At 42.2% G+C, this 20750-nt stretch carries 24 protein-coding genes and 1 pseudogene; 20 read left to right on the forward strand and 5 right to left on the reverse strand.

The window, feature by feature from the left end; genetic code table 11:
- Positions 1–276 precede the first annotated feature (276 nt).
- Positions 277–2190: a beta-N-acetylhexosaminidase gene (locus WBS51_RS05570; RefSeq protein WP_294459487.1), complete on the reverse strand. Its 1914-nt coding sequence runs from the start codon at positions 2188–2190 to the stop codon at positions 277–279.
- A 21-nt stretch (positions 2191–2211) separates the two neighbouring features.
- Positions 2212–3576 (reverse strand): MATE family efflux transporter, encoded by a 1365-nt coding sequence (locus WBS51_RS05575; RefSeq protein ID WP_291682312.1) that lies wholly within the window; start codon positions 3574–3576, stop codon positions 2212–2214.
- 169 nt (positions 3577–3745) lie between these two features.
- Between WBS51_RS05575 and WBS51_RS05580 the strand changes: the two genes are divergently transcribed.
- Positions 3746–4531 (forward strand): hypothetical protein, encoded by a 786-nt coding sequence (locus WBS51_RS05580; RefSeq protein WP_291682313.1) that lies wholly within the window; start codon positions 3746–3748, stop codon positions 4529–4531.
- 16 nt (positions 4532–4547) lie between these two features.
- Positions 4548–5246, forward strand: coding sequence for a hypothetical protein (locus WBS51_RS05585; RefSeq protein ID WP_173750187.1), 699 nt, complete (start codon positions 4548–4550; stop codon positions 5244–5246).
- 60 nt (positions 5247–5306) lie between these two features.
- On the opposite strand, the gene WBS51_RS05590 is transcribed toward WBS51_RS05585, so the two are convergent.
- Positions 5307–5921, reverse strand: a complete 615-nt coding sequence (locus WBS51_RS05590; protein ID WP_291682314.1) for a GDSL-type esterase/lipase family protein — start codon at positions 5919–5921, stop codon at positions 5307–5309.
- A gap of 295 nt (positions 5922–6216) precedes the next feature.
- On the opposite strand from WBS51_RS05590, the gene WBS51_RS05595 reads away from it, so the two are divergent.
- The 14 genes and pseudogenes from WBS51_RS05595 (at position 6217) to WBS51_RS05650 (ending at position 16224) form a co-directional block, all read left to right on the forward strand.
- Positions 6217–6726 carry a prepilin peptidase gene (locus WBS51_RS05595; RefSeq protein WP_291682316.1) on the forward strand — a complete coding sequence of 170 codons (510 nt, stop codon included), beginning with the start codon at positions 6217–6219 and terminating at the stop codon, positions 6724–6726.
- Positions 6723–7745, forward strand: a complete 1023-nt coding sequence (locus WBS51_RS05600) for a P-loop NTPase family protein (RefSeq protein ID WP_173750190.1) — start codon at positions 6723–6725, stop codon at positions 7743–7745. The genes WBS51_RS05595 and WBS51_RS05600 overlap by 4 nt, the downstream gene beginning before the upstream one ends.
- Entirely contained in the window at positions 7714–8919 is a 1206-nt protein-coding gene (locus tag WBS51_RS05605; RefSeq protein WP_294459482.1) for a CpaF family protein, read from the forward strand. Before WBS51_RS05600 ends, WBS51_RS05605 begins: the two co-directional genes overlap by 32 nt.
- Entirely contained in the window at positions 8916–9683 is a 768-nt protein-coding gene (locus WBS51_RS05610; protein WP_291682322.1) for a type II secretion system F family protein, read from the forward strand. The genes WBS51_RS05605 and WBS51_RS05610 overlap by 4 nt, the downstream gene beginning before the upstream one ends.
- On the forward strand, positions 9673–10890 hold the full coding sequence (locus tag WBS51_RS05615; protein ID WP_291682324.1) for a type II secretion system F family protein: 1218 nt from the start codon (positions 9673–9675) through the stop codon (positions 10888–10890). The genes WBS51_RS05610 and WBS51_RS05615 overlap by 11 nt, the downstream gene beginning before the upstream one ends.
- 13 nt (positions 10891–10903) lie before the next feature.
- The gene (locus WBS51_RS05620; protein WP_291682326.1) at positions 10904–11071 is read left to right on the forward strand and encodes a Flp1 family type IVb pilin; all 168 of its coding nucleotides are present in this window, start codon (positions 10904–10906) and stop codon (positions 11069–11071) included.
- Positions 11072–11083: 12 nt separating this feature from the next.
- On the forward strand, positions 11084–12454 hold the full coding sequence (locus WBS51_RS05625; protein ID WP_294459480.1) for a DUF5702 domain-containing protein: 1371 nt from the start codon (positions 11084–11086) through the stop codon (positions 12452–12454).
- Positions 12444–13310: a TadE/TadG family type IV pilus assembly protein gene (locus tag WBS51_RS05630; protein WP_294459478.1), complete on the forward strand. Its 867-nt coding sequence runs from the start codon at positions 12444–12446 to the stop codon at positions 13308–13310. The genes WBS51_RS05625 and WBS51_RS05630 overlap by 11 nt, the downstream gene beginning before the upstream one ends.
- Entirely contained in the window at positions 13307–13756 is a 450-nt protein-coding gene (locus tag WBS51_RS05635; RefSeq protein ID WP_294459476.1) for a prepilin peptidase, read from the forward strand. The genes WBS51_RS05630 and WBS51_RS05635 overlap by 4 nt, the downstream gene beginning before the upstream one ends.
- On the forward strand, positions 13741–14163 hold the full coding sequence (locus WBS51_RS05640; RefSeq protein WP_291682347.1) for a hypothetical protein: 423 nt from the start codon (positions 13741–13743) through the stop codon (positions 14161–14163). Before WBS51_RS05635 ends, WBS51_RS05640 begins: the two co-directional genes overlap by 16 nt.
- Positions 14164–14205: 42 nt before the next feature.
- Positions 14206–14448 carry a DUF6382 domain-containing protein gene (locus WBS51_RS15225; protein WP_462904763.1) on the forward strand — a complete coding sequence of 81 codons (243 nt, stop codon included), beginning with the start codon at positions 14206–14208 and terminating at the stop codon, positions 14446–14448.
- Positions 14370–14669 (forward strand): annotated as a pseudogene (locus WBS51_RS15230) (DUF6382 domain-containing protein); the annotation flags it as partial. The gene WBS51_RS15225 and the pseudogene WBS51_RS15230, both read left to right, overlap by 79 nt.
- A 426-nt stretch (positions 14670–15095) precedes the next feature.
- Positions 15096–15464 carry an FHA domain-containing protein gene (locus WBS51_RS15235; protein ID WP_294459492.1) on the forward strand — a complete coding sequence of 123 codons (369 nt, stop codon included), beginning with the start codon at positions 15096–15098 and terminating at the stop codon, positions 15462–15464.
- A gap of 97 nt (positions 15465–15561) precedes the next feature.
- Positions 15562–16224, forward strand: a complete 663-nt coding sequence (locus tag WBS51_RS05650) for a rhomboid family intramembrane serine protease (protein ID WP_294459473.1) — start codon at positions 15562–15564, stop codon at positions 16222–16224.
- A 6-nt stretch (positions 16225–16230) separates the two neighbouring features.
- Here WBS51_RS05650 and WBS51_RS05655 read toward each other — a convergent pair whose 3' ends face one another.
- A complete protein-coding gene (locus WBS51_RS05655) occupies positions 16231–16929 on the reverse strand; it encodes a sensor histidine kinase (protein WP_291682350.1) in 699 nt (232 codons plus the stop codon).
- A 156-nt stretch (positions 16930–17085) separates the two neighbouring features.
- On the opposite strand from WBS51_RS05655, the gene WBS51_RS05660 reads away from it, so the two are divergent.
- Both WBS51_RS05660 and WBS51_RS05665 read left to right on the forward strand, forming a co-directional pair.
- On the forward strand, positions 17086–17493 hold the full coding sequence (locus WBS51_RS05660) for an HIT family protein (RefSeq protein ID WP_173748986.1): 408 nt from the start codon (positions 17086–17088) through the stop codon (positions 17491–17493).
- Between the two features lie 16 nt (positions 17494–17509).
- Positions 17510–18070, forward strand: a complete 561-nt coding sequence (locus WBS51_RS05665; protein ID WP_291682352.1) for an RNA polymerase sigma factor — start codon at positions 17510–17512, stop codon at positions 18068–18070.
- Position 18071: 1 nt separating this feature from the next.
- Here WBS51_RS05665 and WBS51_RS05670 read toward each other — a convergent pair whose 3' ends face one another.
- Complete coding sequence (locus tag WBS51_RS05670) at positions 18072–19139, reverse strand: undecaprenyldiphospho-muramoylpentapeptide beta-N-acetylglucosaminyltransferase (protein ID WP_294459468.1); 1068 nt, start codon at positions 19137–19139, stop codon at positions 18072–18074.
- Between the two features lie 86 nt (positions 19140–19225).
- Here WBS51_RS05670 and WBS51_RS05675 point away from each other — a divergent pair, with 86 nt between their 5' ends.
- The gene (locus tag WBS51_RS05675; protein ID WP_294459466.1) at positions 19226–20161 is read left to right on the forward strand and encodes a DUF4367 domain-containing protein; all 936 of its coding nucleotides are present in this window, start codon (positions 19226–19228) and stop codon (positions 20159–20161) included.
- A 15-nt stretch (positions 20162–20176) separates the two neighbouring features.
- Complete coding sequence (locus WBS51_RS05680) at positions 20177–20668, forward strand: DUF6147 family protein (RefSeq protein WP_294459464.1); 492 nt, start codon at positions 20177–20179, stop codon at positions 20666–20668.
- The last annotated feature ends 82 nt before the right edge of the window (positions 20669–20750 follow it).

Below are 20750 nucleotides of genomic sequence, written 5' to 3' on the forward strand. Positions count from 1 at the left end.
TACGGGTGAGCCAGTGAAGAAACACAATAAATAAAACGCTTGGAGCGTAAGTAGGAAGTCAAAGCAAACCAGCAAGCTCCTTTTGGAGCTGTGCCGGTGTAAGGAAGCACTGAAAAGCCCCCAGTTGGGGGCAGCTGTAAATGTGGTGCAGTTAGCAGACTTCAGTGCGCCTTCCGGGCGCAAGCAGGTAATATCCCCTTATAGGGGGAGAACATGCCACCCGCTAAGCGGGTGGTCATGACTGCCGTTTCCTGTGGCAGTCTCTTTGGTTTTCTATCAAACCGTATCTATTAAATCACATCCGCTTACGATTTTACTCCAAAGATTTTCTCTCAGTTCTACTTTAGTGTCATGTGGATATTTCACATCTGCCGTCCAGTAGGGAAGGCGTGTCTGTTCCAGTTCTTCCAGCCGGTCCAAATCTCCATTTACATAAGAGGAGACTCTTCTTGCCGTGCTTTCCAGGCGGGTTTTTACACCGGACAGTTTGATGTCCATGAGTTCGTAGCCGAAAGGTTTGGCATCTGCCATCCACAGTTTTTCACGAAGCAGGTGCATATGTTGGAGATTCTCCAGAATATTGGGGATAACTTCCGTACAGATTTTCTGTAGTGTGGATAAGTTCTTTGTATCGTAAGCCTTTTTTAGATGTATTCCAAGGTCGGCTTTTTGGGAAAGCACCTGAGCAAAGGATTCATAAAAACGGAAGAAATCTGCATATTTTGAGGATGTTTCCTGGCATTTTGCAAGTTTATCGGCCAAATTTCCATAGTACGTTTGCGTATCCATTCCTTGAATATGATAATCAAACATACCAAGCATAGGGTCCTGGTAAAGCAGGTACTTGGAAGGATTGTCCGCAGAAAGGTTTTTGCCTGTTCCCTGGAAAAGTGCATCAAAATTATCCAGAAGATAAAAGTCTTCCAAACGTGCATCGATACAGTCAGTAAAGAGTTGGGAGACTTCTTCTTCAGAAGGATTTTCCTGGAAGCAAAGGGCGGCGAACAGGATAAGCCCCGGATAAATGGCGGCAATAGGAGTCTCTGCACCGTTGTCCATCCAGCCTGTAGCGAAAACTTCCGAAATACCCTGGCTTTGACATTCCTGCAAAGCACTGCGTGTACACTGAAATGCCTTTCCGTAATTGGGGGCAATACCGTTCCAGTTCCAGATACCGCCTGCAAAAATGGTTCGTGAAGAAAGTTCTTTATGTACGCGCAGCATATTCCGGTAGACATTTCTGTCCAAATTATAGTAATCCCAGTAAACAAGTCCAAGGCCGTCATCTGGTTTTGTCCAGGAGGAAGTGTCTGTGTTTTCGTCCACGTCATAATAGCCTTTTCCATTATTGGAAGTGATGTACATATCACTCCACATCATTGGTTTCCAACCCAGTCTGCGGCAGATTTCCAGTACACGCTGGCTGTGTTCACGGATAAGAAGAGAACTTTCTCTATAACCGTTTTCCCGCAGATAATTGCCAAGACCCAGCATAAGGGCTTCATCCATACCAATGTGAATGTTTCTGGAAGAAAAACAGTCTTTTAAAGAGCACAGAAGTTGTTCCAGAAAGGCGTAAACTTTTTCTGAACCAACCATGAGGATATCTGCGTTGTCTTTTAAATCCTGTCCCATAGGCCATTTTAATGCATTTCTCAGATGAGCCAGAGTCTGAATACAAGGAACCAGTTCGATGCCGAAATTTTGGGCATAAGCATCCAGCTGGCGCAGTTCTTCCTGAGAGTAGCGGCCGCGGTAAGTGCCAAAGTAAGGAAGGCCTGGTACCTCATAAGTGTCTTCTGTATATAACAGTAATTGATTCATTCCAGCTTTAGCTAAAATGCGGATAAGTTTTTTTACCGTTTCCGGAGTAGAAACTGCATTTCGGGAACAATCCAGCATAAATCCGTTCTTCTCAAAGAATGGTGTTTCCTGACGTTCAAAATCTTCTCTGCTGTGGTGAAGAAGATAATTCAGTTCCCGAAAGTAATGAGCTGCCTCACGGCAGACGATTCTGCAGTTATTTCCAGTTTTGGAAATCATCAGTGTATTGACCGAAGGATCTACCGTTACGGAAACCTGAAGTTTTTCACAGAGGCTTGCCAAATCGGCATACTCTTCCAATAAAAGATTGGTTCCTTCATCTAAAAGGGATACAGTTTTGCTGTCAGCATCATAAGAAAAATACATAATTTTGTTCTCCTTTATAAGTTAAATTTGTTGATGCACATGAAAGAACTTTTTCTGCTGTGTGTAATAGTAAAGAATAAACAGCACTGCGGTCAGTCCCCAGGAAATGGGGTAGCACAGCAGAATGTTGGAAACACCCGGTCTGTGAGGAACTACGAAGAATATCCAGATAATACGCAGGATACATACACCACCGCAGGTCATCAGCATAGGAACCAGAACATTTCCCATACCTCTTAGTGTACTGGAAAGGATTTCTATAAAAATAAAGAGTACATAAGAAGGCGCAATAATATGAATAATTTTCATACCGATTTTTAAAACTTCCGGGTCTGTAGTAAAAAGCCGCAGAAGATATTCCCCAAAGAATAAAAGCAGAGCGCTTACCAGGATGGATGCCAGAAAATCCATAAATAAACAGATTTTGACACTTTTTTTCATACGGTCGTATTTTTGCGCGCCGTAGTTTTGTCCGATAAAGGTGGTAATAGACACGCTGAAAGCACCGGAAATCATCCAGTAAATAGCATCAATTTTGCCAAAGGCAGTATAGGCCGCCATGGTGCTGGTGCCGAGGTCATTCAGGGAGGTTTGTATAATCATATTGGCAAGATTGTACATAACAGACTGAATACCGGCGGGAAGACCTATGGTTATAATAGAAACCAGCAAAAATTTGTGAAAGCGGATTTCCTTTGGATGCAGGCAGTACATATCCGTGGACTTCAGCAAAGCCCAGATGACCAGTACAGCGCTGACTGCCTGGGAGACTACTGTGGCAATGGCAGCGCCTGCAACCCCCATATTGAAACCAACGACTAGAAGAACATCCAGAAAGATGTTGATAAAGCAACATACAATCAGAAAATAAAGCGGTCTTGTGGAATCCCCTACGGCCCGGAGAATAGCGGAGCCTACGTTATAAATAAACACAAAAATAATGCCGCCAAAGTAAATCCGAAGATAAGTGGCAGAGTCAGCCATAACGTCTGCAGGTGTTTTCATGATTTTTAGCATGGAAGGTGTGAAAAGAATTCCTGCTATAGTAATCAAAATACCGCCTGCAACGGACAGGGCTGCCGCCGTATGGAGGGTGTCGTTCAAGTCCTTTTTATTTTTGGCACCATAGTAACGGGCGATGATAACGGTTGCGCCGGAGGAGAGACCCACAAAAAAGCCCACAATCAGATTTACCATCTGTCCAGTAGAGCCGCCTACGGCAGCAAGGGCTCTGGTTCCCACGAATCGTCCCACCACTACTGCGTCCGCTGTGTTGTAAAGCTGCTGAAACAGCGTTCCCAGCATAATTGGAAAAAAGAAAAACAGCAGCTGCTTCCAGATGACACCTTCTGTAATCTGGTTAACCGCCTTTTCTTTTGTGCTCATAAAATTCCCCCTTGTTATTCGTAAAATAGCAGACACATAAGTATATATATCACAGCTTTAGCAAAATGTCGATATTGAAAAGTTATAATAATTTTACTATTTTTTGGTGAGGTTTATGGTATGATAAAGTTAAAGAAAAAGGGGGCAGCAAACGAGGAGGTAGATATTTATGGAAATCAGGATTCGTGTAGCAAATCCAGCGGGAAATATTACAATCTTTGTTATGGACAGGGTAAAAACAGAAGCTTATTCCGCAATAGCCAGACAGTTGCTGAAGCGGGAAGAACTGCACGCAGAGCAGGTGGGATTTGTGGAAACAAAAGAAGGGCAGGGGATGCATATGCAGATGATGGGGGGAGAATTCTGTGGAAATGCAACGAGGAGCTTCGGCTACCTGCTTAGTATGCTTTCGAAAGACAAGCCAAAGGAAGTTATGGTGGATGTCAGCGGTTCGGAGAAAGTCTTGAAAGCAGAGGTTGATTTGGAAGAAGGTACCAGCCGGGTGGAAATGCCGGTTCCTTTGGAGATAAAGGAGATTCATCTGGGGGAAGAGGGTGTTTACCCCGTTGTAGTATTTGAGGGAATTTGCCATATGATTGTGGAGTCAGAACCAAGAGACCAGGAGTTTGTGAACCGACTGATGAAAAAGGCAGAACAGATTTGTCCCTGTGATGCTTATGGGGTAATGTTTTTGCAGGGAAAAAATATGGTGCCGGTAGTGTATGTGAAGGAAACGGATTCCATGGTATGGGAAAGCAGCTGCGGAAGCGGAAGCATGGGGGCTGCCGTTTATCTTTCCCAGGCAAAGGAAAATGGATGGTATATCTGTGAACTGCATCAGCCCGGAGGTGTGATTGAGGTTTCTGTCTGCAGAGAACAGGGAAAGGTTACGGCATGTAAAATGGGCGGTCCGGTTACAATTTCAGAGGAAATGAAAGTAGAAGTGAACATATAGAAAGGTTGAATAAGTTATGGAATGCGGAAGGCTGAGACATCCATATATTGCAGTTATGAAGGAGGGAAGATTATCCTACGGCGGAAATCAGCAGTGGAGCAGGAAGAAAGCCGTGCAGAAATACGGCTGCGGAGTGATTGCAGGGACAGATTTACTGCTGTACTTGAGTTTACATAAGGAGTATTGTAAGGGAAAAGAATTTAAGAATTGGGAAAAGGAAAATGGGATTTTAGAGGCAGAAGAATATATGGAACTGGCAGAAACCATGAGGCGTCACTATTTCCCCGTAATTCCCGGACTGGGAATGCCGGGGTGGCTGCTGTCAGGGGGTGTTAATCGGTATTTTCGTGCAAACCGAATTCCGTTGAAAGTTTCTTTCGGGGTATTGGGAAGAAATTTCAGAAACAGAATCGGCGCCATGCTGGCCCATGATATTCCGGTAATTCTGGCTGTGGGTCCTAATTTTCCTCTGCCTTTAAAGAAGCATAAACTGACGTTTTATGAGAAAAAGGGCAGCGCTTATGAGGAAAGCTGCAGCGTGGCAGCGCATTTTGTGGCTGTTACGGCTCTGGACGGGCCTTGGATGCAGATATCCTCCTGGGGAAAAATGTATTATATTAATTTGTGCGAGTATCAGGAATATGTGCGCAGACACAGTCTGTTTCTTATCAGCAATATTTTTTATATTCGGAAAAGGAAACGGATTTCTGTATAAGAAAAGTTTCAGAAAAGAAACAGCGGATTTTTCTGAGTATACAGAAAAATCCGCTGTGTGTTACAGACAGAAAGATTCTTTTACAATCTGGGCAAGCATTCTCTGGCCGGTTTCCGTCAGATGGATACCGTCTGTGGTAATGGCCTCAAATCCCATTTCCCGGATTTTGGCGTTCATTGGTTCCTGAAGGGGAATGAAGAAAGCCCCGTAATTGCGAGCCAGCTTTTTGATGTTTTTGGACATTTTTTTCTGCCAGGGAACCCAGTCCTCATATTTTCCATCTTTTGGGAAAATAAAGGGCTCCAAAATAATTACTTTGGCATTGGTTTCTCTGGATAAATCAAAAAGCATTTCGTGGTAAGCGCGAATGCTGTCTTCCAGCATATAAAGCTTGTCCTGTTCGGAAGCCTCTGCACCAACAATTAACCCGATGTCATTAATGCCCACCAGAATACTGACATAGTCCGGGTGCAGAGAGATACACTCTCCATGAAGGGTCTGGGCAATATGCTCAGTGACATAGCCCTCTACACCTCTGTTGATAATCGTCCAGTCCTGATTTTGGTCTTTTAATGTTTCTGAAAATATATTTACATAACCAAAGCCAAGCTGATTGGAGGATTCCTTTCTGCCGGCATCGGTAATACTGTCACCTAAAAATACAATAAGTCCCATAGCCTGTACTCCTTAATCCATACAATGGATATAGATTTATTTTGCGGCGGGAAATCTGCTGTGTAGATTTTGCCGTTTATATAATACATTTTAACTGAAAATCCTCGGCATTGCAAACGATAATTTTGTGGAGTCTGGACAAATAGTAAATTTGGTACTTATTTTGCTTTACAAATCCAAAAAGCAGAGGTATAATCGGAATCAACTTCAAAGCAATTATCTTATTTTCAAGTCAGCGGTTCCGCTGAGATTTCCAAACAAAGTTACAATTTTATACAGGAGAAGGGGTGGTTTTATGTCTGTACAGTCGTGCCTTGTTTTAGTGATTGCGGGTACAGCGGTTCTCATGGATTTTCTGATGGAAAAGGTGATCAACAGTTTTATTTGCCTGGGTCTGCTGGCGGGATTCGTGACGTGCCTGCAGGAGGAGGGAATCCGGGGAATTCCCGTATATGCGGCTGGGGTTTTGATTCCCTGTGTTCTGCTTTTGCCTTTGTTTTATTTTCGTATGCTGGGGGCGGGAGATATTAAGGTATTCGCTGTACTGGGAGGTCTGACAGGCAGCCATGGGATTTTATCCATCATGTTCGGCTCATTTCTTTTAGGGGCTGTTTTATCTTTGGCATTTTTGATTTCCTGCGGGAATCTAAAAGAACGCATCTCTTATTTTTTTCACTACTTTTATAAGTATTTTGTAACCCATCAGGTACAGTCTTATATTCAAAAAGGACAGAAGGCGGAGAATTTTCATTTTACCGTTCCCATTCTTTTGAGTGTTATGCTTTATGCGGGAGGTTTCTATTGAAGAAAAATGTAATAGCAGTATGTGACAGCGATGCAGAATATGCCTGTAATTTTGCAGAATATTTAAACAGCAGGAAAAAACTGCCCTTTCAGGCAGAGGCGTTTACCAATGCAGGGACGCTTTGTGATTATGCAGGGAAAAATCCACCGGAAATTTTATTGATTGCAGAAGCTGATGTGGATAGCCAGGTAGAAAAACTGGGGACAGAAAACATGATTGTGTTGTCTGATGAAAAGGACAAAGAAGAGGGTCAGCATAAGTTTGTGTACAAATATCAGTCTGCGGAAAGCGTGATTCAGGAAGTTATGAATTACTATACCCGAAATTCAGCGCCGGCGTTTTATGCTATGTCAGAGCGCAGAATGTCTGTTATAGGGGTGTATTCGCCGGTGTCCAGATGTGGAAAGACCCTGTTTGCCCTTACTGTGGGGCAGATTTTAGGCGAGAGAAAATCAGTTTTATACGTGAATATGGAGGACTATTCTGGATTTGACCAGTTGTTTTCAGGGCATACGGGAAAGAATCTTACGGACTTTTTCTATGAACTGCGCTGCAAGGAGGGGAAGATGCTGCATTGCATGCAGGAGTTGATTCGGCCTATGGGAAAAATGGATTATCTGCCGCCTGCGGAGTCACCGGAGGATGTAAGAGATATTTTATTTTCGGAGTGGCTGCAGCTTTTTGATTTGATTCGCAAAAACAGCAGATATGAAGTTCTGATTCTGGACATCGGCAGCTGTACAGACCAGCTCTTTCGTATTCTGAACCTGTGCAGCCATGTCTATATGCCTGTTCAGGAGGATCTTATGGCACGGTGCAAACTTGCCCAGTTTCAGAAGCTGGTAAAAAGCTGGGGCGCCATAGAGGAAGAGCGAATCCGGGAAATTCGTCTTCCGGCATTTCAGCCGGAATGTACAGATGGAAATCTGATAGAGTCCCTTTCCTGGGGAAAGTGGGGAACTTGTGTGAGAAAGGTGTTGGAAAAGAATGGAGAGTTTAAGACAGCAGGGAAAACCTGAGTATTTTCAGGACCTCAGGAATAGGCTGCTGCAGCAGCTGGAAGAAAACTGGGAGGATTCGGATACAGAGGTGTTGGAACTCATCGATGAATTGATGGCTGGTTATTGTAAAACGGTGTATATGTCCATTTCCCAGAGACAGAGTCTTAGGAAAGAGCTGTTTCAATCTGTGAGAAAAATGGATATTTTGGAGGAACTTCTGGAGGACGACAGTATTACCGAAATTATGGTAAATGGTTGGAATCGGGTTTTTATTGAGCGGGGAGGACGTATTTTTCCCTGGAACAAAAGTTTTTCTTCTCCGGAAAAGCTGGAGGATGTGATTCAGCAGATGGCAGCCCGGTGCAACAGGGTGATAAATACCATGCAGCCCATTGTGGATGCAAGACTGAAAAACGGAGAGCGGGTCAATGCAGTCATTGCTCCGGTGGCCCTAGATGGACCGGTGTTGACTATTCGCCGTTTTCCAAAAGATCCTATTACCATGGAAAAGCTGATTGAGATGGACAGCCTGAGCCGGGATGCAGCGCAGTTTTTAGAGAAACTGGTGCAGGCGGGGTACACCATTTTAATCGGCGGAGGCACGGGGTCAGGAAAAACTACTTTTTTAAATGCCTTGTCTGAGTACATCCCCAAAGACGAAAGAGTGATTACCATTGAGGACAATGCAGAACTGCAGATTCAGGGAATTGCAAATCTGGTGCGTCTGGAATGCAGACAGGCTAATATTGAGAAATCTCAGGAGATTACCATTGGGGACTTGCTGAAAACGTGTCTGCGCATGAGGCCCAGCCGGATTATTGTGGGGGAGGTACGTTCCAAAGAGGCAGCGGAACTTCTGCAGGTGGTGAATGTGGGAAACGACGGAAGTTTATCTACGATTCATGCAAATAGCTGCAAGGATATGATAAGTCGCCTGGAAACCATGGTATTGATGGGGATGGAACTTCCCATTCCGGTTATCCGGCGGCAGATTGTTTCGGGCTTTGATATTTTCGTTCATCTGGGAAGGATGAAGGATAAAAGCAGGAAGGTTCAGGAAATCTCTGAAATTGACAGAATTGAGGCAGGTGAGGTGATTTTAAATCCGTTGTATGTAAGAACTTCTGGTCTGGAGAAGACAGGGGAGATGATACACAGGGAAAAATGCAGGAAGGCGGGAATTATGTTATGAAGAAAAACAGAAAAAAACGGGAAAAGACAGATTATCAGACATATCACTTATCCTGGCAGCAATGGATACAGTATACAGCAGAATCCGTGGCTTTGTGCGCAGGAATTAATTATTTATTTTATAAAAGTCCGGCTGTGTTTTTGTTTATGCTGCCTGTTCCGGTGTGGTATATCCGTCAGAGAAGGCGGCAGCAGATCATTCTTCGGAAAAGACGTTTGCAGAATCAGTTTAAAGATGCGCTGAATGCCATTCAGGTCGGGATTGCTTCCGGCTATTCTCTGGAAAACACGGTCCGGGAGGCAAGAAAAGATTTAGAGCGGATATACAGTAAAGAGGCAGAAATGACACAGGAATTTGCCTACATGGAAAGTCAGATAAGACATGGCGTATCCTTGGAAGAGCTCCTGTATGATTTGGGACTTCGCAGCGGTGTGGAGGATATTATGAATTTTTCGGATGTATTGATACAGTCTAAGAAAATGGGAGGAAATATGCGGATTGTCCTGCAAAACTGTATTACTTCCATAGAGGAAAGATTGGAAGTGAAAAAGGAGATACAGGCGGTGCTGTCTTCCCGGAAGATGGAGCAGAAAATTATGAGTGTGATTCCACTTGGGATTATTCTTTATATGCAGCTTACTTCACCGGGATTTTTAGATGTGCTGTATGGAAACGAAATGGGAATCTGCATTATGACGGCTTGTCTGGCTTTGTATCTTGCGGCATTTCAATGGGGAGTGAGGTTGACGGAAATTGAAGTTTAAACTGTCCGGGAAAAAAGAATGGTATCTGGCAGTACTTATCATTGTGGTGGGAAATCTTCTGGGCATGGGTATGGCAGCGGTGGAAAAGAGGTCTGCAAAAACAGATTACCTTGAAAGAAATCCGTATGGAGAAGGGGCTTACGAGGAAACGCTGCAGGTGGAACTGGAAGGCAAGCAGGAAGAAATTCAGATTTATGTGGAAGAACAGAAATATACAGAAGCAGACAAAAAACGATATCTGAAAGAAGCAGAAAAAGAACTGAACACCTGGTTTCAAAGGGTATGCGGGGATAAGGGCGAGATTAGACAGTCTCTTTCCTTTCCGGATAAGCTGGAACAAAATCCCGTGACTTTGTCGTGGAGTACCAGTCAGCCTCAGATTCTGGACTGGGAAGGAGTACTGGGAACAGGAGTTGCCCCTAAGGGAGAGATGGTGGATTTAATGTGTACCATAACATTGGAAGAGGAAATGAAAATTTGGCAGAAAGAGGTACGGGTATATCCCCCAAGACGGACAGAAAAAGAAGCGCTTCAGGAGGAAATCCAGGTACGGGCAGAGAAATTAAGCGAGGAAAACTCGAAAAAAATGTATTTGCCAGAAACTTATCAGGGAGAAGCGGTACATTACCGCAGGACAGCAGGAAATACAGGATATCTGGTATGCGTTCTTTCTGTTCTTTTAGGATTTGGCATATTTCCGTTGAAAAAGGAGAGAGAAAGACAGAAGGAAGAACTGAGAAAAAAAGAAATGCAGAGAGATTATCCGGATGTACTGGACAAACTGGTGCTGTTCTTACAGGCAGGATTCAGCATTCGGAAAGCAATGGAGAAGCTGGCCATTGACTATCAGAGAAACCGACAGAAATATCATATGAAAGAGAGGGCTGCTTATGAAGAAATTGTAAAAACGTGCAGAGAAATGGAAGGGGGTGTTTACGAGGCAGATGCTTACGAAAGGATGGGGAAACGGTGTAAAATTTCCCAGTACAAAATTCTTTCTGTGCTTCTGGTACAAAATTTAAGAAAGGGGAATCAGAACATTTTGGAATTATTGGAAAGAGAGGCGGCATCTGCAGGTGAAGAACGCAAGAGAGAAGCCAGAGTCAGGGGAGAAGAGGCTTCCGTAAAACTTTTGCTTCCCATGATAATGCAGTTAATGGTGGTATTGGTTATTTTAATGGTTCCGGCATTTTTGAGCTTTTTGTAGGGAGGTGAAAAAAATGACGTTGTTACAGGAATTTTGGAAGGAAGAAGATGCAGTGGGGGTTGTAGAGATTATTTTAATACTGGTGGTATTAATCGGTCTTGTCATCATCTTTAAAGAGCAGCTCAATAGTCTGGTAAAAAATATTCTTTCAAAAATCACAAAACAAAGCAATAGTATATAAGGCGGTGAAGGCATGAAGCAAAAAGGAAGTATGACAATCGCCATGAGCCTGATGCTTCTGGCCTTTCTGCCCTTGATAGCGGTGACTATCCGTGCGTCGCAGACAGCCTGTGCCAGAGTACAGTCTGTCAATGGAATAGATACAGCTTTGTACTCTCTTTTTTCAGAATACGATAAGGAACTTCTGGAAACGTACAATCTGTTCTTTCTTGACGCCGGATATGGCACCGGAAAACTGGATATCGGACAGATGATTAGTCAGGCAGAGCATTATGCCAAGCCGGTATTATCTTTCGGCATGACAAGGTGCAGTATACAGGCTTGTGGGGCGGAGGGCTTTCGCCTTGCCTCAGACAGAAAAGGCAAAGCGGTAGAACAGCAGATAATTCGGTATATGAAAGGCAATCTTGGAGCTGCAGGTATAGAAAAATTAAAAGATAAATTGGAAGAAAACAGAACAATTCTCCAGCAGCAGGAGGAGATTCAGGCGCAGGGCATGGAAGAAACAGTTCCGGAAAATGCTGCACCCATGGAAGGGATTTCAGCAGAAAACAACCCTCTGGAGATTATAAAAAGTTTGAAAAACAATGGATTTCTGGGATTGGTGCTGCCTGCAGATACCCAGGTGTCAGAAAAAGTGCAGCCGCTGGGGGAAGTTCTTTCTCACAGAACCATAGAAACCGGTCAGGGAGATTTTGCTCAGATGGATGTGAAAAGTTCTGTGACGGATAAACTGCTGATACAGGAGTATGTGTTGGAAAAGCTGGGTACTTTTACAGAACCGGGAAAGGAAGGTGCCCTGGATTATCAGGCAGAGTATGTACTAGGTGGAAAAGCAAGTGATAAAGAAAATTTATCCTATGTAGTAAACAGGCTTTTACTCATTCGGGAAACGGCCAATCTGGCATTTTTGTATACGGATGCGCAGAAGCGGGCAGAACTGGAGGCTTGTGCAGCAGCTTTGTCGTTTCTTCTTTTGATACCGGAAGGCATGGAACTGGTGCAGGGTGTGCTGGCAGCAGGCTGGGCTTATGTGGAAAGTTTGTCAGATGTGAGGATTCTGCTGTCTGGCGGAAAAGTGCCATTGATAAAGGATAGCACAGCCTGGAAGACACAGTTGGAAAATCTGAATCAAAATACTTCCATTACAGGTGGAAGAGGGCTGGATTATGAGGAGTATCTTCGCATTTTGTTTACATTTGCACCAAAGGAAAAGAGCCTTATGAGAACTATGGATATGATAGAACAAAATATATGTAAAACAGAAGGACGGGAAAACTTCCGCTTTGATGTTTGTGTGGATGCGGTTTCCTTATCTTTTCTGATAAAAGGTCCAAACAATATGACCTGGCAGGCAGACAGATTTTATACATATGATATGTAAAAGTAAGAAAGAAGGGCAGAGTATGGTGCGGATACGCAGACAGATGAAAATATGGAATGAGGAGGAACGGTTTCTTTGGCGTAAAGGGAGCATCACTGTAGAAAGTGCTTTTATTCTGCCTCTTTTCTTTTTTGCCATAACGATGATTGCCGGAATGTTGGATTTATATCATACAACTGTTCTGGTGCAGACGGCCTTGTGTGAAGGGGCAAAGGAATTGGGTATGTATGCCTATTGTATTTCCGGGGACAGGGAATCTCCGGTGGGTGTGGTGGATGACGGAATTTGTATGGCTTATGGAACCAGAAAAGTCAGAGAAGTGCTGAAAAAGGAATCGTTGTCTCAAATAGCAGGAGGTATACAGGGTATCAGTCTTTTGGGCTCTGCTTATGAAGGGGATATGGTTTCTTTAGAAGCTGTTTTTCTGTATCATATGCCAGCAGATATTTTCAGAAGTTTTCCGGTAAGGATAAAGGCGGAAGGAGCGGCAAGAGCCTGGGTCGGTTACAACGGAGAGAAATATGGAACAGGTAAAAGTGAAGAGATGGTGTATGTGACGGAATGGGAGAGTGTATATCATGAAAGTCAGTCCTGCAGCTATCTGCACCTTTCTCTGGAGCAGGTGTCCAGCGACCGTTTGGAAGAGAGAAAAAATCAGTATGGAGAATCTTATCATAAATGTGACAAGTGCTGGGGCGGAGAACCTGTCCGCGGAAATGTTTATATCACGGAAAGCGGAAGTCACTATCACAGCAGCAGTCAATGCAGTGGGCTTACCAGACATGTAAAACTTATAAAAAAATCGGAGTTAAAAAATCTGAAAGTATGTACCAGATGTGGAGGGGGACATTCATGATGGAAAAATGGATACTGCATATGCTTATGTTGGGGCTGTGCAGCGCAGAGGATTATAGAGAAAAGAAAATTTCCATGTGGAAATTTATATTATATGCAGGAATTGCAGTGGGGTATGGAATATGGGAGTACAGCACTGCGGATAGTCAAAGAAGCGTATGGATGGCCCAAAGTGTTTTGGGCAGTCTTCCAGGTCTTCTCATGCTTTGTATGGGGAAATTATCTCAGGAAGCGGTGGGATACGGGGATGGACTTCTGGTACTTATTATGGGAGTATCTATAGGATTTTGGGAAACGATGGGAATTCTTTTTACTGCCAGTATAGGGGCCGGTGCTGCAGCATTGTACACATTGTTGAGGCACAAAGGCGGAAGAAAGAAACAGATAGCTTTTGCGCCTTTTTTATTCCTGGGAATGGCAGGTGGAAGAGTATGGCTGGGAATTTAAAAAACTTTAAGCTGAGAGGAAGCTGTACGGTAGAAATGGCTATGATAAGTGGTGTATGGCTGTTGGTGATTTTTGCATCCCTGCTTTTGGTTGTGGGAAGTATGGAAAAGGTAATAAATACAGCGGATGGCGTGGAAGCTGCTGTGTATGGGAGTGGGAAAGCGGTTAGCAGGATTTATGACGGTGTGGGAGAGGCGAAAAGAAAAGGGCAGAGCACAGGAAAGGCATACCGTGTGTCCGGCAGTAAACGGGAAATTACGGTATCGGCGGAAAACAGACTGCAGATACCTTTTCAAAATTTGGAATGGAAGCAGTCAGAGGTGATAAAAAGTAAAGTAGTTCGTCCTGTATTGTTTATAGAAAAAGTACAGAGAGCCAGAAAAATACGGGATACTTTTGAAGGATAGGGAGAGGAGGCAAAGTACGTGGAGGTTTCCTATAAGAGAAGCATGAGTTGCAGCTATCTTGTTCTGCAGGAACCAGATGAAGAATTTCAGAATACATATCAAACCCACATTTTATTGGAAAACCAGATAGTAGGTCTCTGTTCCTGTAAGATACAAAAAATAGACGGAAAGGAATTTTTTTATTATGAAATTACAGGGGGGGGCAGACCTTGTGTAATTTATTTGAAAATAAAAAGTTTAAGAGAAAGGATTTGGAGGAATTGTTTTTGGCGGTTGTCCGGGTAATGGAAAATCTGGATGAGTATTTAATGAACAGAGATTTTCTGCTGCTGCATCCTTCTTATATATATCGAAATCTGGACAGTGGAGCATATCTTTTTATTTGGTTTCCCCAAGGCAGCAGGATGGCGGATCTGGAATTTCAGAATTTGACAGAATACATTCTTCCGCGCATTGACCATCAGGATGAGGCGGCTGTAACCCTGGGATACGGGGTATATAAAGAATCTGTAGAAAGCGGACTGCGGACAGAAACGTTGAAAACATATATTTATACGGAAATTCAGGAAAAAAAGGACGAATGGCGGGAAAATCCTGTGTATGAGGAGGAAACTGAGAAAGAAAAGGAACGACAGAAAATTCTGGATGATTTTTATAATACAGAAGAAGAGGAGGAACAGGGGATTTCTTTGAGAGAAAAGGTTTTTGCCTGTACCGGAATGATTTTTCTGATTGTTTTGTTTCTGGCAATACGGAACTTTACAAATATATCTGTGGGATATCTTTGTCTTGGAGCAGTTGCGCTTCTGGCGGTAATAGGAGGGGGAGCAGCAGTATGGTATTTGCTTCGAAAAGGAGTACGGGCGGAAAAGAAAAAAAGTATATCTTCCTGGGAAGGGGAACCGGCAGAAGATGAAGCGGAGAAAATAGAAATGCCGCTGCAGGAAAAAGAAGAGCAGGAAGAAGTGGGAAAAACGGTGGTACTGCATGGGGAAAATACCGCAGTGCCTTATCTGCAGCAGGATGATAATGAATTTGGCAGACAGTATTTCCTGAAAAAAGAAGTGAACGTAATAGGAAAGAAAAAAGATTGTGTGGATATATGGCTGAATGTTGCCACTATCAGCCGCATTCATGCAAAAATTGTAAGAAAGACGGAAGGAGATTTTCTTATTGACTTAAATTCCAGAAATGGAACTCTTTTAAACGGCAGATATATTAATCCGGAAGAGGAATATCTTTTGGAAGATAAAAGTATCATTGTTTTTGCAGAAAGCCGCTTTTGCTATTATTGCTCATAGTATACTTTGGTATATCTTGCATTGAGAAATAAAAAGTTCTATAATGTTAATACATTAATACTGCAAATGTTTATATAAAACGAAAAGGCGGAAAAAAATGGAACAAAATAACAGATACAGGCAGCCGCCTGCGTCAGGGACAGGAGAAGAAATCCGGCAGTTTCTCCGACAAAGAAAAAGAGTGCCGGTTAATACGGGACTTATTATTCTTAATTTGTTGGTATTTCTGGGAGTGGAAGGAACCGGGTCAGCGTTAGATACCAATCATATGCTCCGTTGGGGCGCTATGTATGCCCCTGATATTTTTCAGCAGGGAGAATATTATCGTCTGATAACTTCTATGTTTCTGCATTTTGGAATACAGCATTTGGGAAATAATATGCTGGTCCTTCTCTTTTTGGGAGATTGTCTGGAACGTAATGTGGGAAAAGTGCGGTATTTTCTGGTTTATTTGCTGGGAGGATTTGGAGCCAACTGTCTTTCTTTATGGTTGGAACTGCAGAATGGAGAATATTTCGTTTCTGCAGGAGCGTCAGGCGCAGTATTTGCCGTTATTGGCGCACTCATCTATGTGGTGCTTATCAATAAAGGAAAAATTGAAAATTTTACGACAAGGCAGCTTTTGCTTATGGCAGCGCTGAGTCTCTACTTCGGTGTTACCAGTACAGGAGTAGACAACGCTGCTCATTTTGGAGGATTTTTCTGTGGATTTTTCCTGGGGCTGCTGCTTTATCGGAGACCACGAAAACGAGTCTTTTGAGGGGTGTCAGGCAACCGGAAGAAGAATTTCAAACTCGGTTCCCTTGTGAGGCATAGAGGTATAGGAAATGGTGCCGTTATGGGCCAGGACAATACGCTTGCATATGGCTAATCCAAGCCCGGTTCCCTCCTGCTTATGGGTGATGAACGGTTCAAAGAGAGTATTTCGATAGTCATCGGGAATACCTTCACCGGTATCTTTCACGGATATATGTACATTCTTTTCATCGGACTGTAAGGTGCAGATGATGGAGCCCTTTGTACTCATTGCCTCCATAGAATTTCGGAGCAGATTTAAAATGAGCTGCTGGATTTTGGTTTTGTCTGCATATACCGGGGGAATAGGGGAAACTATTTCCAGGGAGATAGAGATATCCTGTTTTTGGCAGGCAGGTGTAACAGAAGTAACGATTTCACGAAACAAGGATGCAAGTTCTAATTTCTGCATACGAAGCTTTCCCGAATTATTGAAAGAGGAAAATTCGTCCAGCAGGGCTTTTAAAAAGTCCATATTTTCCGTGATTTTATTCCAACAGTAGTCCTGGGAAATTTCCGGATGATGACTTTCCAAAAGCTGCAGAAAACTGTTTATCAGCGCTACCGGGTTTCTGATTTCATGAGAAATTTGTGATAAAGTGAATTGGTGCTGTGCCTGAAGTTCCTGATATAATGCTTTATAATCAGGAGTAGTATTTGGTGAAGACATAAAGTAAAAACCCCTTTCTTTTTTTCAATAGTAGTGTATCACCGATAGTTTTAAATAGCAACGAATTTCATGTAACAAAAAAAGTCAAAATTCGACAAAAGAGGAGTAATAATATCCGTTCCAAATTCGGATATATTAGTGAAAGGAGATATAAAAATGAAGGACTGTATTTTTTGCAAAATTGCAAACGGAGAAATTCCATCTGCCACTTTGTATGAGGATGAGGAGTTCAGAGTGATTCTGGACTTGGGTCCGGCCAATAAAGGTCATGCGCTTATCTTGCCCAAAGCTCATTATGAAAACTTGTATGAATTACCGGATGAAACTGCAGGACATGCTATGATTCTTGCAAAAAAAGTAATTACGAAAATGAAGGAGGTTGTGGACTGCGACGGTTATAATGTGGTGCAGAACAATGGAGAAGCAGCGGGTCAGACTGTATTCCATTTTCACATGCATCTGATTCCCCGGTACAAGGGAGATAACGCAGGAATTACATGGAACGCAGGCACTTTAACTTCGGAAGATAGAGACGATATCTTGGCGAAGTTTTCTATGAAATAAAGTTGGATATACTGAGATGACAGAGGAAAAATTTCACGAAATCTATCATCAATATTATCAGCTGGTGAAAAAAGTTGTATATAACGTACTGCGGGATGAAGGCTTTTCGGAAGATGTTTGCCAGGAGGTATTTCTCGCTTTCTTGGATAAAGCGGATACCATGGAAGCGAAGTATTATAAACAGTGGCTGTTGGTAAACGGAAAAAGGAAGGCAATAGATTTTTGCAGGAAGTCGTATCAGGTACATGAAACAACAGCAGTACCTTCACAAGATGAAAATGGACTTCAGATAGAAAATGTTCCTTGGATTTCCGACAGAAATGGCATGTACAAGTCTGCGGAAGATGAGGTGACTCATAGAATGGCATTGAACGAGCTTACAGGGAGACTATTTGAAGATTTGGCAAAAAAGAACAGCACCTGGTACGAAATTGTTATGCGAATGAATGTGGAAGGAGAAAGTGCAGAAGAAACAGCCCGTTCTCTTGGCATCTCTATAGAAAGTCTGAGAGCCAAGAGACACAGGATAAAAGTTTGGATAAACAAATATTACAGAGAACAATTTGAAAATCTCTAGATTATTTGTTTACTGCATTCTCAAATAATTGAACAATCTGCTCGATAGAGTTCTGCTGTTTGCTGGAAGACATGGCCATCATATAAGTTTCGCGGTTTTCATATAAATCGCGAACAGCGTCTAAAAGAGCTTCGTTTGTAAGTTCTTCTTCTTCCAGAACTTTACTGTAACCCAGATGTTCAAAGGAACGTGCATTTAGAATCTGGTCTCCGCGGCTTGCGCGGGCAGAAAGCGGAATCAAAAGATTTGGTTTATTCAATGCGCTGAGCTCGCAGATGGCGTTGGCGCCTGCGCGGGAAATTACAAGATCAGCCAGAGCGAATAAATCGGCCAGTTCTTTTTTGATGTATTCATATTGTACATATCCTTTGGTCTCTTTTAGAGATTCGTCCAGTTTGCCTTTTCCGCAAAGGTGAACAATCTGGAAATCTTTCAAAAGTTCAGGAAGGACAGTCCGTACAGCGTCATTGACAGCAGCGGCCCCTAGACTTCCTCCGATAATCATAATCACTGGTTTATCAGAGGTCAGTCCCGTGAATTTCCTTGCACGGTCAGAGTTTCCGGACAATAATTCCTGGCGGATAGGCGTACCGGTAAGGACAGCCTTGGAAGCCGGAAGGTGCTCTACAGTTTCAGGAAAATTACAGCAGACTTTGGTTGCAAAAGGAATGGAAAGTTTATTGGCAAGTCCCGGTGTCATGTCCGATTCATGAATAAAAGTAGGGATTTTTTTCCTGCTTGCGGCAATTACCACAGGGACAGTTACAAATCCCCCTTTGGAAAATACAACATCGGGTTTTAATTGTTTCATAAGTTTTTTTGCTTCAAGGAAACCTTTCATAACTTTGAACGGGTCAGTGAAGTTCTTTACATCAAAATAACGTCTCAGCTTACCTGAGGAAATGCCATAATAGGGAATTCCCAGTTCTTCGATGAGCTTTTTTTCGATTCCTTCATAAGAACCGATATAAGAAATTTGATATCCCAGTTCTTTTAAACGTGGAATCATAGCTATATTCGGGGTAACGTGTCCGGCAGTACCTCCACCGGTAAGTACGATATGTTTCATGGTGTGCCTCCTGATTGGTTCATAATAGTAACTATAAGATAATATGATACACTTGTCAGGAAAAGTCAAGGAAAGATAGGAGTTTCATGGGTAAATTAAAAGAAAATAAAAACGATAAAATATCTTCTTTACCCCGGGAATTAAGTGATGAGGAGTTTAACCAGTGGATTCATGGACGATTTCTGGAAGAGGCTGCAGATATTGAAAAAGAACTGGACAGTATTCCTGATTCCGAAGACTGGAAGCCGACAGAAGAAAAGTTCCAGCGGTTGATGAGCAAAGCCAGAGAACAGGGACTTTTTACAGAGGCGGACAATTCTGCAAGCAATGTAAATGTAGATGATAGAGAAAAAAGTACAAAAGAAGAAAAATTAAGAGAAGAAAAACTGAATATGGAAAAGAAGAAAGACAGGAATGTCTACAGGAAAGAAAAAGGATATTGGAGAAGGAGAGTGATGAAATACGCGGCTTATGCGGCTGTGACGTTGATTGGAATTTTCGGCGTCAGTATGAGCAGCGAAGCGAATAGAACTTATGTTATGCAGGAAGTGAATAAGTTAGTTGGGAATAAGACGAGTAATAAGGTTAATAACACTGATGTGATTTCTACAAATAGAACAGAAATAGAAGCAATGAAAGATATAGAAGATGCTTTTAATATTGATATGCCTCAATTATTTTATAGACCTGATAATATGCAATATGAAACATATAGTGTTGATGTGGAGGCCCAAGTAGCTGTTATACAATATAGATATGGAGAACAAGTAATTACATGGCTGATTTTTGCAAATGATAAACAAGTTAGTAGGTTTTCTCAGGGGGATAAAGGCAGTTGTGAGAAAAAAATTGAAAGTGATCTAACACTGAATCTTATTTCTGAGTTGTGGAAAATAAAGGAAGAGGGCGATGAAACAGAGATGTATACATTGCAGTGGAATCATAAAAATGTATATAACGAAGTCTTTGGGAAAATTGAAAAAGACGAAATAGAAAAAATAGCAAAAAAGATTGCTTATTGACGAAAGGAAAAGGATATGAAAAAAATAAAAAAATATATAATGATATTGTTTTGTATTATAGTTGGGACAACAGGAATTAGTATGAATGTACAAGCTGATACAGCGACAGGAAAAATTGAGAAAATTGTAGACGGATCTGCGTTGAGTGAAAATAATATGTCTACTGTTACCTTAGAAAATTACAGTAAAGGAAATATTTTGAATAAAGGAACAGCTAGTATAGCAAATAATGGAAATGGGACAGTAAACGTATACGGTGCAGTTTTTGGAAGTGTAGTATGCGATAAAATGATTTTGGAATTAACTTTGCAGAGATATTCTAATGGTTCTTGGAGTACAGTAAAATCTTTTTCAGCAACTGCGAATAGTACTTCGTTATTAACAAAAAGTTATAATGTAAAAGTAACAAAGGGATACTATTACAGGGTAAAGGCTGCATGTGTTGCACAGAAAAATGGTGTTTCAGAGAGTCAGATTCCTATTACTGATGGTATTTTAATTAATTAATTCCTCCACATTTTTAGAAAAATCCACACCCTCTTCACGAACTGTCTATTAATTTACAACAATTTTAAAACTCAGCTTATTT

The sequence above is a fragment of the Blautia acetica genome, from assembly GCF_038739805.1.
Classification (GTDB): Bacteria; Bacillota; Clostridia; order Lachnospirales; family Lachnospiraceae; genus Blautia.